Raw genomic sequence first — 11,863 nt, forward strand, 5'->3', positions numbered from 1 at the left:
GCCGCCGGCCGCGTCTATCCGTCGTGCCCGGAACGTGCGTCGATTCTTGATTTCAGATCAAGATTGATTTGAGACTGACGCGCTTTTTGCAAGACTCCCTCGCCGCCATACTGACGTCATCGAATTTTTCTCTAGCGAAGGAGAACGTCTTGAACATTTTCATCACCGGCGCGAGCGGCTTTATCGGCGGATCGATTGCAGCGGGCCTCGTGCGCGCGGGTCATCGCGTGACGGGCCTGATCCGCAACGCTGAACACGTGGACGAACTGACGCGCCTCGGCATCGAGCCCGTCGTCGGCACGCTCGACGACCGCGATCTGCTCGTCGCGCAGGCACGGGCCGCCGACGCAGTCATCAACGCGGCGAGCAGCGATCACCGCGGTGCCGTCGAAGCGCTGATCGACGCGCTTGCCGGCTCGAACAAGCCGTTCCTGCATACCAGCGGTTCGAGCATCGTCGGCGATGCGTCGGGCGGCGAGCGCGGCGAAGCGAAGATCTACACGGAAGACGCACTGCCCGAACCGACGGCCGATAAAGCGCCCCGCGTCGCGATCGACAATCTCGTGCTCGACGCCGCGAAGCGCGGCATCCGTTCGTCGGTGCTGTGCAATACGCTGATCTACGGGCACGGCGCCGTCAAAGGCAGCGCGAGCGTGCAACTGCCGCGCCTCGTGCGCCAGGCGCAAAAGAGCGGCATCGTGCGGCACGTGGGCAGCGGCGGCAACATCTGGTCGAACGTGTTCATCGACGACGTAGTCGAGCTGTACCGTCTCGCGCTCGAAAAGAGCCCTGCAGGCACGTTCTATTTCGTCGAAAGCGGCGAGGCGTCGTTTCGCGAGATGACGGATGCGATCGCGCAGGCGATGCATCTCGGCCCGGCGCAGGACTGGCCGCTCGATCAGGCCATCGGCGAATGGGGCTATGAAATGGCGTCGTATGGACTCGGCTCGAACAGCCGCGTGCGCGGCACGCGTGCACGCACGCTGCTCGGCTGGCAGCCGGTGCGCACGTCGGTGATCGAGTGGATCGAGCACGACATGATGAAGGACGCGTAAAACACACGACATCGCGCGCGTAGGTTGGCCGGCGCACGTTGTAAGCTCGACTGTTGCTTATCCGTAAGCTCGCATCGCTAGAATCGGCGATGTTCGATCAGGTTCATGACGTTCATGACGAACTCGATCTCTCGGCTCGAGCCCGGATCATTCAATGTTGCTTGCACTCAATTTCGACTGGCTGACCAACCTGCTCGCGATCCTCTTCGTGGTCGCGTGCCTGTATGACTCGCGCTATGACGAGTACGGCACGCTGACGCTCGCGTCGGGCGCGATGGGTCTCGTCGTGATGGGCATCGAAGTGTTTCTCCGGCCCGCGTTCGAAATGTCGCTGTAAACGCGGGTCCGAACGACGCGCTTCATTGCAGCGTCACTTCTGCGCCGCTTCGTGACAGCAGGCACCCGCGCCCTGCTTGCCCGCCGCCGGGGTCGTGCCCGTCGCGCCATCCTCATAGCTGTCGTGACGGCGCAGCCAGCCCATCATCTTTTTCTCGTCTTCATCGCGGCCCTTGGGCACGCAATCGAGCAGCGTATACGTGCCGATCAGCGGTTCGCCGCCGCGCGCGTACGCCGAGAACGTGCGGAAGATCTCGCCCTGGCCGTTCCGGTAGAACACGCTCATGCCGGGCAGCTCGTCCATCGCGAAGTCCTGCTTGTCGTAGTTGTAGTCGACCGTGCCCGTGGCTTGCTGCTCCGGCGTGAACGACACGTTGAAGTCGTAGTTGAAGTCGCTGCCGAACGACGAAACCCATGGGAATTGCCAGCCCATGCGTTTGCGATAGGCGTCGATCTTCTCGAGCGGCGCGCGCGACACGGCCACATACGTCACGTCGCGGTGCGCAAGATGCACGAGCGCGCCGTCGATGTGATCGGACAGGAACGAACAGCCTGGGCAGCCCTCCTCCCAGTCGGGACCGAGCATGAAGTGATAGACGATCAGCTGGCTGCGTCCGGCGAACAGATCGTCGAGCGTCTTTTTGCCTTCGCCTGTGTCGAACGTGTAGTTCTTGTCGATCTTCATCCACGGCAGCGCGAGGCGTTTCTTCACGAGCGCATCGCGTGCGCGCGTAAAGGCCTTTTCTTCCGCGAGATGCGCGCGTTGCGCGGCCAGCCATGCTTCGCGTGAAACGATCGTGTGCTCTTCCATCAGCTCCTCCTGTTGCGTGGCCCGTCCGCCCGTTGCGGGCAAACGCGGCCTTCACGAGAAATAGCGTTCGAGTCCGTCCAGCGTGTCCGTCCATCCGGCGCGATGCGAGTCGCACGCCGCTTCGTCGAAGAACTGTTCGTGCGTGAGCGTCAGCCATGTGCCATCGCCATCGGCTTTCAGCGAAAACGTGACGAGAGACTCACGTTCCGGCGTCGAGCGGAACGCCCACGTGTAGACGAGTTTTTCGTCGAGCGCGACTTCGCGGAACACCCCGCTCACTTCGTGCTCTTCGCCGTCGGGCGCGCGCATGATCATGTGAAAGCGCCCGCCCACCTTCAACTCCATCTCCCAGAGCAGCACGTCGCAGCCGCCGGGATGCAGCCACTTCACGATTTGCTGCGGGTCCGTCCACGCGCTGAAGACTTTTTCCGGGGACGCTTCGATGTGTCGCTGGAGCGTGAGACTGGGGCGGGCGGACACGAGCTTTCCTCCACATAGGCGGCCAGTTGATCGAGCGCTTCGGCCCAGAACTGCTGATAGTGCTGCAGCCACGCCATCGCATCCGCCATTGGCGCGGCCGACAGACGGCATGTGACCGTGCGGCCCGTCTTGGCCCGCACGATGAGGCCGGCATCCGCTAGCACGTCGAGATGCTTCATGACAGCCGGCAAGGACATCGGGAACGGCTCGGCCAGTTCGGACACGGACAGATCCTGGCGAGCCGACAGACGCGCCAAAAGCGCACGCCGCGTCGGGTCGGCGAGCGCGGCGAAGGTGCGGTCGAGCGCGGCATCCTGAAACTTAACCATGAGGTTAAGTGTATGACGCGACGCCGCGTTGTCAAGAAATGGAGCGTACGGCGGGTTGTCTGCGACTGCTTTCTACTTTTGATTCTCGTTGCATGTCGCAGACATCGGCAAGATCAGATCGCCCAGCCGCCAAGATAGAACACAGCCAGCACGACGGCGATGGCGACTGTCCCGACATTCAGCTTGCGCCATTCGCCGCTCACGACACGGCCGATCACGAGCGTGCAGAAGCCGAGCATGATGCCTGTCACGATGTTCGCGGTCAGCACGATGAACACCGCGCACACGAGGCCGGACATCGAGTCGACCATGTCGTCCATGTGCAGCTTGCTCACGCTCGACAGCATCAGCAGGCCGACGTACATCAGCGCGGGCGCCGTCGCATACGAAGGCACGAGCGCGGCGAGCGGCGAGAAGAACATCACGACGAGGAACAGCAGACCGACGACAGCGGCTGCCAGGCCCGTCTTCGCGCCCGCTGCGACGCCGACGGTCGATTCGATATACGCCGCTGCCGGCGCACCGCCCATGAAGCCCGAGAAGATCGAGCTGAGCGAATCGGCCGTCAGCGCGCGGCCGCCGTTGATGATGCGGCCGTTTTCGTCGAGTTGCCCCGCTTGTCCCGCGACGGCGCGGATCGTGCCCGTCGCGTCGAACACGGCCGTCATCACGAGGGCCAGCACGCTCGGCAGCACGGCGAGCGACAGCGCGCCCTTGATGTCCATCGCGCCGATCAGCGACGCATGGCCCGGCGCGCTCAGCGACGGCAGCGCAAACACGCCATGAAACGCAACAGCGGGATCGAGCAGCAACGCGAGCGCGGAAATCGCGACGATCACGATCAGGATCGAACCCGGCACACGGCGACGGACGAGACCGAAGATCGCCGCCAGTCCGCCCACCGACATCAGTACAGGCAGCGACGTGATATGGCCGAGCGAGACGGGCAGCCCCGGTCCTGGATTCTTCACGACGAGGCCCACATCGTTCGCCGCGATCAGCAGCAGAAAGAGCCCGATGCCGATGCCCGTGCCATGCGCGACGCCCGCAGGCAGATTGCGCAGGATCCACGAACGCACGCCCGTCACCGAGATCGCGGTGAACACGAGTCCCATCAGGAACACCGCGCCGAGCGCGACGTTCGGCTGCAAGCCCTTGCCGAGCACAAGGCCGAACGCGGTGAAGGCCGTCAGCGAAATCGCGCAGCCGATCGCAATGGGCAGACGCGCCCAGATGCCCATCAGCAGCGAGCCGAATGCCGTCGTCAGGCACACGGCGACGAACACCGCGCTGGTGTCGAAGCCCGCCTTGCCGAACATGCCCGGCACGACGAACACGGAATAGACCATCGCGAGGAAGGTCGTGATGCCCGCGATGATTTCCTGGCGTCCCGTGCTGCCGCGCGCGGTGATGCCGAAAAAGCGGTCGATGAAGGCCGATTGCCCGTCGCGTGCGTCGTCGAACGCCTCGCTCCCGGCTTCCGCGATGCTCTGGGCCTGGGGTTCCATCATGATGAGTGCCTCCTTTATCAGCGTGCTGAAACGGCTGCCCATGCAGGGCTCGCCGTCATCAGGTTCGTCTCGTTGAGTAGTCGATATGTTGTTGCGCTTTCCGTGTGGCGCGCGGGTGCGCATCGTCCTCGTTACGGCGGGTAATCCGTCGTCGGACGATCGAATGACATCGCGTTCCGTTTTCACCAGTCCACGACACACTTTCGCGCCGTTCTTTTTATGCTGAAGCGAAGGTTAGGCGAATCGAAATATATCTCCCATCGCAATAAAAACATGCCGCGCATGTCGCAATGCTTATATCGTTTGATGCACGGGAACGATGGGCGCCGACCCGGGTGTTAACACCTACGGTTTTGCGGCATGCATCAAGACCTTCGAAAGCACTTTGTCGCGCCCGCTTTTGCCGCGCGGACGCACGCCGCTCACGGCCCGTCAATGCAGACAAAACAAGGCCCTGACAGCGTCACGGGTTAAACTCTCGGGCAAACCTAGCCTTTAACGCATTCCCGGCGAGGCTTTCGATGCCTGCAGGAATCACTGGATCGTTCCTTGCGACAGCAGCATCTGCATCGGCCCGCCGCCCTGGCCACGGAGTCCCACTTGATGAATGGCGGTTTCCTACGTCCAGCCTTCCGTCTTTTGCTATTGGCCGTTTTTGCGGCCCTTGCCGCCATGATGTCGGGCTGCAGCCTGTTCGGACCGACCGAGCAGCCGCCTGCGCCCATTACCGAAGCGACCGTGACGCCGCTGGTCGTTCCCGCCCTCGAGCCCGCCTCCGAACCGGAGCCCGCCGAGGCGCCTGAACCGAAGGAACCGAAGAAGCCGCGTCCGCCCGTCGTGCGCCCGCACAAGCCGGAGCCGCCGCCGCCCGTCGCCGCGCCCGCACCGCCGCCTCCTCCGCCTGCTCCTGCGCCCATCATCGTGATGCGCACGCTCGATCGCAGCACGATGCACGGCCTGCTCGACAGCGAAGTGCAGAAGTCCGACGGCAAGGTGCTCGGCCGCGCCGTCGACATGACGGCGGATGCGAGCGGCACGCCGCGTCAGATGATCGTCAATCTGCAGGGCTTTCTCGGCATCGGCGATCGCAAGGTCGGTTTCCCGTGGACCGCGTTCCGCTTCACGCCGGGCGCGAAAGGCGCGCCCATCACGATCACGACGCCGCCGAACCAGCTCGCGGCGACGAACCGGCCCAAGCCGTCGGCGTCGCTTGCGTCGCCGCTCGCCGGCGGCGTCACGGCCGCGCCCGCGGTGCCTCCTGGACAGCTGGAACTGATGGACGCGGATGTCGAGCGTCCTAACGGCGGCAAGGTGGGGCGCGTGATCGACGTGCTGATCGATGCGAACGCGCAGCCGCAGGCCGTCGTGCTCGACGTGAGCGGCATCATCAGCGCCGATCGCCGGACGATCGCCGCGAACTGGTCGGCGCTGCGCTTCGTCACGAAGGACAAGACGCTGCGCCCGCTGATGGATCTGAACGACGCGCAGATCAAGGCGTCGCCGTCCTACGAACCGGACAAGCCGGTTCGCGCGGTTTCGCCCGCACCGCCTCCCGCACCCGTTGCCGCGTCCGCCGCTGCAACAGGCTCTTCGTCGTCCACTGCGGCGGCTTCAACCGCACGCACTTCACGATGACGAGCCGTCCAATGGTCAACGCACGCAGTCTCCGCGCCCTCGACTGGCTCAACTTTTTCGTCGCCAACGTGCAGACGGGATTCGGGCCGTTCATTGCTTCCTACCTCGCGACGCACAAGTGGACGCAGGGCGAGATCGGACTCGCCCTCTCCGTCGGCACGATCAGCGCGATGGTGAGCCAGGTGCCCGGCGGCGCCGCCGTCGATGCTTTGCGCAACAAGAAGGGAGCCGCCGCCTGGGCGATCATCGCGATCATTCTCAGTGCCGTGCTGCTCGCGGCGAGCCCGACGGTGCTGCCCGTGATGGCCGCCGAGGTTTTCCACGGCTTCGCGAGCTGCATGCTCGTGCCGGCGATGGCGGCCATTTCGTTCGCGCTGGTGGGACGCCAGGATCTCGGCGACCGGTTGGGACGCAACGCGCGCTGGGCGTCGATCGGCAGCGCCGTCGCGGCGGGTTTGATGGGCCTGTTCGGCGAATACTTCTCGGCGCGCGCGGTGTTCTGGCTGACGGCGGCGCTGGCGGCGCCTGCGCTGATCGCGCTGTCGATGATCACGATGCCCGAGCATTCCCCCGCGCCTGCCCGTGAGCCTTCGAAGAAGGAGCATGACGAAGCCGAAGAGAAGGAATCGATCTTCGAACTGCTGCGCGACAAGCGCATGCTGATTTTCGCGGCGTGCGTGGTGCTGTTCCACCTGTCGAACGCGGCGATGCTGAATCTCGCGGCGGGCGAAGTGACGGCGGGCATGGGGGACAACGTGCAGCTCGTGATTGCTGCTTGCATCATCGTGCCTCAGGCGATTGTCGCGATGCTGTCGCCGTGGGTCGGGCGCACGGCTGAGCGCTGGGGACGTCGGCCGATCCTGCTGCTCGGATTTTCTGCGCTGCCGGTGCGCGCGTTGTTGTTTGCGGGTGTGAGCAGCCCTTATCTGCTGGTGCCCGTGCAGATGCTCGATGGGCTCAGCGCTGCCGTGTTCGGTGTGATGTTGCCGTTAATCGCCGCTGACGTTGCCGGCGGTAAGGGGCGCTATAACCTGACCATCGGGCTTTTTGGTTTGGCTGCAGGGATTGGTGCCACTTTGTCCACCGCCGTGGCGGGGTTTATCGCCGATCGCTTCGGCAGTGCGGTTAGCTTTTTTGGACTCGCCGGTGCGGGGGCGCTCGCTGTGTTGCTCGTATGGGCTGCTATGCCCGAAACCCGAGATGCCGGGAGCAGGTTGCAGGAGGAGCCTGCACCCGAGGCTTTGAAGCGGGCTAAGTGAGTTTGGGTTGTGTTTGTCTGCGACGCAGTCGCCATTCTGGCCTTCTCGGCGCGGGCTTCGCCGTTTGGATTGGGTTCTGCATTTTCGCTTTCGCTGGCATCCGCGGTTTGTCTCTGGTTTGCTGGCGTTGCCCCTGTGCGGGGCGGCACTTACTTTCTTTGCCGCCGCAAAGAAAGTAAGCAAAGAAAGCGGGCTCACACCGCCAGCCCGTGTGATTGCCTGCGGGCCCCCAACCGGTCTCGTCCTCCACACGGCGTCGCGCTACTTCATGCCCGTTGCCAGCGTGCTAAGTCGCGCATCACCCGCTTCACGCTCCCGCGTCACGAACTGCGTTACCAGACGCCCACCGCCGCCCAGGTGGCAAACGGTGTGTAGGCCATCGCGCCGGAAGTGCACCACTCCGGACGGAAAAGCGGGATCGGTGTCGTAGGAGCGCGAACGTGTACGGTGCAACAACCTACACACCGTTTGCCACCTGGGCGGCGCAGACGAGTCGCTGCCGCTGGCTGCCTGCGGGTAATTGAAGTGGGTGATGCGCCTGTTCAAGGCGCTGGCAACAGGCGGAAAAAGGTGCGTTGCCGTTTGAAGTGCGGGACCCGTTGGGGGCCCGCAGGCAAGCACAAGAGCTAGCGGTGTGAGCGGCTTTCTTTTGCCTACTTTTCTTTGCCGCTGCAAAGAAAAGTAGGTGCCGCCCCGCACAGGGGCAACGCCAGCAAACCAGAAGCAAAACGCGGACGCCAGCGAACGTGCAGAGCGAAACTCAAAAGGCGAAGCCCGCGCCGAGAAGGCAAGAATGGCGACTGCGTCGCAGACAAACAAAAACCCTAATCAATAGCCCGCCCAGCAGTCTCGCGTACAAAAGGCAGCGCCAGCAACGAAACACCACCACATCCAATCAGATACCAGGCCGGCGCAAGCGAATTCCCAGAAAGCTGAATGAGCCAGGTAGCAAAAAACTGCGCGAACCCACCAAAGATCGACACCCCGAGGCAATAAACAATCGACATCCCGGTAGCACGAATCTCGCGAGGAAACATCTCCGGCAGCATGACGATATTAGGCACAGCGGTGAACGCCACGAGCACGCCAAGCACGGCGACAACGCCAAGCAATACAGGCACAGTCGGCATGGCATTGATAATCATAAACGCGGGATACACCGCAAAAATCAGAAGCACCCGCGAGATCCACAACACGCGCTTGCGCCCATACCTGTCCGACAACGAGCCCGCAAACGGAGAACAGATCACCGTGACGAACGCCGCCGTCCACGACGCCCACAACGCCAGCGACATCGGCATATGCAAAATCCTGATCGCATACGTCGACAGATAAAACAGCACGATGTAATTCGCCGCCGTCCCGCCGATCGTCGTTACCACTCCCTTCGCAATCGAACCCATGTGCGTGCCGAAAATCTCGCGCACCGGCTTCGCAACCGCGGCCGCTTCGAGCACGGGCTCGTCACCCGACGACGCCGGCAGCGGCAGCGTTTCGTCCAGATGTCGCCGTATATACACACCGATCGGACCCATCGCCATGCCGATCACGAACGGCACGCGCCAACCCCAGCTTTCGAGCGCATGCGTCGACAGCATCGCGGCCAGCGCAACGCCCAGCAGCGAGCCAACCACCGTGTTCAATCCCTGGCTCACGAACTGCCAGCTGCCGTAGAAGCCACGCGTCCGGTCACTGCCGTACTCCATCAGCAGCGATGTCGATGCACCAATCTCGCCGCCCAGCGCAAAGCCCTGAATCAGCCGCGCGAGTATCACCAGCGCGGGCGCAGCGAGCCCGATCGACGCATACGTCGGCGCGAACGCGATGATCGCCGAGCCGAGCGTCATCAGCCACAGTGTGAGGCTCATCGCCGCCTTGCGCCCCGCGCGGTCCGCATACGCGCCGAGCACCACGCCGCCCACAGGCCGCATGATGAAGCCGACGCCAAACGTGCCGACCGCAAGCATCAGTTGCGCAAGCTGCCCTTCCACAGGGAAGTACAGCTTGCCGATGATCGTCGCGAAGAAACTGTAGATCGTGAAGTCGAAGAACTCGAGGCCGTTGCCGAGTGTGATCGCGGCAATCGCTTTCGCGTGGCTCGCGCGCTGCGGCTGCGCGGCGCCCGTCGATACGCCGTCGTCCGGTGTGGATGTCGATGCGGCTGTGGTCGTCATGTCCGTCTCCCGAACGCGTCAGACGAGAAACGCCTGCGTGAGACGCACCCAGTAGGCGGCGCCGGTCGCAAGGCAATCGTCGTTGAAATCGTAGCCGGGGTTGTGCACCATGCAGCCGCCCTCGCCGTCTCCGTTGCCGATGATCAGATACGCACCCGCGCATCGTTCGAGCATGAACGCGAAGTCTTCGCTGCCCGTCAACGGCTGCATGTTTTCGATCAGTCCATCGTCACCGACCCAGTCGCGCGCGACCTGTGTCGCCAACGCCGTCATCTGCGTATCGTTGACGAGTACGGGGTAACGACGCTGATAGTCGATCTCGGCGCGCGCGCCATACACGGCCGCTTGTGCATGTACCACTTCCTGAATACGCGTCTCCAGATAGTTGCGCACCTCGGACTTCAGCGCGCGCACCGAAAGACGCATTTCCGCCGTCTCGGGAATCACATTGGGCGCTTCGCCCGCATGAATCGCACCGACCGTGATGATCGCCATGTCGAGCGGCCCGACGTTGCGCGACACGATGGTCTGCAATGCGAGCACGATCTGCGCGCAGACGACGACGGAATCAACGGCCTTGTGCGGCACCGCGCCGTGGCCGCCGCGCCCGATCACCTTGATGACCACGGTATCCGACGACGCCATGAACGATCCCGGCAGAAAGCCGAACTTGCCCGTCGGGAAGCCGGGCATGTTGTGCATTGCGAAGACGGCGTCGCACGGGAAGCGCTCGAACAGGCCGTCTTCGATCATTTTCTTCGCGCCCGCGAGGCCCTCTTCCGCCGGCTGGAAAATGAGGTTCAATGTGCCGTCGAACGAACGTTCCTGCGCGAGATGCTTCGCCGCCGCGAGCAGCATCGCCGTGTGGCCGTCGTGTCCGCATGCGTGCATCTTGCCGGGCAACTGGCTCGCGTACGGCAGGCCCGTCTGCTCGTGAATCGGCAGCGCGTCCATATCGGCGCGCAGACCCAGCTTGCGCGTGCCGTTGCCCACTTTCAGTTGCCCGACGACACCCGTCTTGCCCAGCCCGCGCGTCACCGTGTAGCCCCACTCGGCGAGCTTTTCCGCGACCAGATCTCCTGTCACGTGCTCTTCGTACGCAAGTTCAGGATGCGCATGTATGCGGCGGCGCAACACAATCATTTCGTCTTCGAGATCGGCGATGCCGGCAGGGATGACCATCGTGTTCACGCTGCTGTCTCCTTGGATGTCTGTGAGCCCAGCATAGCCAACCGTTTTTTTGACGGGCAGACGGGAAACGGTTACGGTGACAACCAGCAGTTGCCACCCGCGATGCCACCCTTCATTTGCCCGACATGAAACTGCACCAACTCAGCACGCTCGCCGCGATCGCGGAGACGGGCAGCATCCGTGCCGCCGCGCGCCAGCTGGGGCTCTCGCCCGCCGCCGTGACCAAGTCCGTGCGCGAACTCGAAGCGGACCTGCGCACGCCGCTCGTGATACGCGGCACGACGGGCGTCGCGTTCACCGAATATGGCCGCGCGCTCGTCGTGCATGCGCGGCTCGTGCTGGGGCAACTGGCGCGCGCCGAAGCCGAACTCGAAGCGATGCGCGGCGCCGCGGCGGGCAAGCTCTCAGTGGGCGTGACGCCGTGGCTCGCACTGACGTTTCTGCCCGAGACGGTCAATCGCTTCAAGCAGAAAATGCCCGACGTGCAGTTGGAATTCTTCGAAGGATTACTGGCCGTCGTGCAACCGCGACTGCGCGACGGCAGCCTCGATTTTTCGATTGGCCGGCCGCCGCCCGCATCGCCGCAATCCGAGTTTCATAACGTGCCGCTCTTCTCGACGCACTCGGCCGTCGTCGCGCGGCGCGGGCATCCGCTTGCCGAATGCCGCACGCTGCACGAACTGCAGGATGCGCAATGGGTGTTGAACTGGGACCCGGCAAGCCGCGAGTCGATGGCCGACAACCTGTTCCGCAAGCGCGGCATGAGAGTGCCGCACACGATCCATCTCGCGCATTCGTTCGCGATCGTGCTGGGCCTGCTTCAGCAGACGGACTTCCTCAGCATCTTTCCGTGGCCGCTCGTCGAGGTGAACATCGCGAAGGAGAATTTGCGCGCGTTGCCGCTGCGCGAAGTGGTGGACGAGACGACGGTCAGCATCACGTCGCGGCGCGGCGTGCCCGTCAGTCCTGCGGGCGCGTGCTTTATCGAATGTCTGCGTGAAGTGATCGATGAAGGCGCGCGGTCGCAGGACGCGGACCGCCGCCGTTTGTTTCATTCGATCGAACTGCTGTTTTAGGCCTTG

At 63.7% G+C, this 11,863-nt stretch carries 11 protein-coding genes; 5 read left to right on the forward strand and 6 right to left on the reverse strand.

Annotated features, from left to right (window positions below; all coding sequences use genetic code 11):
• Window positions 1-149 precede the first annotated feature (149 nt).
• On the forward strand, window positions 150-1,055 hold the full coding sequence (locus G3N95_RS16975) for an NAD-dependent epimerase/dehydratase family protein (protein ID WP_205971245.1): 906 nt from the start codon (window positions 150-152) through the stop codon (window positions 1,053-1,055).
• A gap of 154 nt (window positions 1,056-1,209) precedes the next feature.
• Window positions 1,210-1,392, forward strand: a complete 183-nt coding sequence (locus G3N95_RS16980) for a hypothetical protein (protein WP_205971246.1) — start codon at window positions 1,210-1,212, stop codon at window positions 1,390-1,392.
• Between the two features lie 33 nt (window positions 1,393-1,425).
• Here the strand turns inward: G3N95_RS16980 and G3N95_RS16985 are convergent, their stop codons facing one another.
• The 4 genes from G3N95_RS16985 to G3N95_RS17000 all read right to left on the reverse strand — a co-directional run bounded on the left by G3N95_RS16985 (window position 1,426) and on the right by G3N95_RS17000 (window position 4,522).
• A complete protein-coding gene (locus tag G3N95_RS16985; protein ID WP_205971247.1) occupies window positions 1,426-2,202 on the reverse strand; it encodes a DUF899 domain-containing protein in 777 nt (258 codons plus the stop codon).
• A 51-nt stretch (window positions 2,203-2,253) separates the two neighbouring features.
• Window positions 2,254-2,682, reverse strand: a complete 429-nt coding sequence (locus G3N95_RS16990; RefSeq protein WP_205971248.1) for an SRPBCC domain-containing protein — start codon at window positions 2,680-2,682, stop codon at window positions 2,254-2,256.
• Window positions 2,589-3,011, reverse strand: coding sequence for a metalloregulator ArsR/SmtB family transcription factor (locus G3N95_RS41020; protein ID WP_205971249.1), 423 nt, complete (start codon window positions 3,009-3,011; stop codon window positions 2,589-2,591). The genes G3N95_RS16990 and G3N95_RS41020 overlap by 94 nt, the downstream gene beginning before the upstream one ends.
• A gap of 113 nt (window positions 3,012-3,124) precedes the next feature.
• Window positions 3,125-4,522 carry an NCS2 family permease gene (locus G3N95_RS17000; protein ID WP_205971250.1) on the reverse strand — a complete coding sequence of 466 codons (1,398 nt, stop codon included), beginning with the start codon at window positions 4,520-4,522 and terminating at the stop codon, window positions 3,125-3,127.
• Window positions 4,523-5,125: 603 nt separating this feature from the next.
• On the opposite strand from G3N95_RS17000, the gene G3N95_RS17005 reads away from it, so the two are divergent.
• Together G3N95_RS17005 and G3N95_RS17010 are read left to right on the forward strand one after the other, a co-directional pair.
• Window positions 5,126-6,157, forward strand: coding sequence for a PRC-barrel domain-containing protein (locus G3N95_RS17005; protein ID WP_205971251.1), 1,032 nt, complete (start codon window positions 5,126-5,128; stop codon window positions 6,155-6,157).
• Complete coding sequence (locus G3N95_RS17010) at window positions 6,154-7,416, forward strand: MFS transporter (RefSeq protein WP_205971252.1); 1,263 nt, start codon at window positions 6,154-6,156, stop codon at window positions 7,414-7,416. The genes G3N95_RS17005 and G3N95_RS17010 overlap by 4 nt, the downstream gene beginning before the upstream one ends.
• Window positions 7,417-8,240: 824 nt before the next feature.
• Here G3N95_RS17010 and G3N95_RS17015 read toward each other — a convergent pair.
• Both G3N95_RS17015 and G3N95_RS17020 read right to left on the reverse strand, forming a co-directional pair.
• Window positions 8,241-9,590, reverse strand: coding sequence for an MFS transporter (locus tag G3N95_RS17015; protein WP_205971253.1), 1,350 nt, complete (start codon window positions 9,588-9,590; stop codon window positions 8,241-8,243).
• Window positions 9,591-9,608: 18 nt separating this feature from the next.
• Window positions 9,609-10,781, reverse strand: coding sequence for a M20 aminoacylase family protein (locus G3N95_RS17020; protein WP_205971254.1), 1,173 nt, complete (start codon window positions 10,779-10,781; stop codon window positions 9,609-9,611).
• Between the two features lie 125 nt (window positions 10,782-10,906).
• On the opposite strand from G3N95_RS17020, the gene G3N95_RS17025 reads away from it, so the two are divergent.
• On the forward strand, window positions 10,907-11,857 hold the full coding sequence (locus G3N95_RS17025; protein WP_205971255.1) for a LysR substrate-binding domain-containing protein: 951 nt from the start codon (window positions 10,907-10,909) through the stop codon (window positions 11,855-11,857).
• Window positions 11,858-11,863: the final 6 nt, after the last annotated feature.

Source organism: Paraburkholderia sp. Tr-20389, from assembly GCF_017104565.1.
GTDB lineage: Bacteria > Pseudomonadota > Gammaproteobacteria > Burkholderiales > Burkholderiaceae > Paraburkholderia.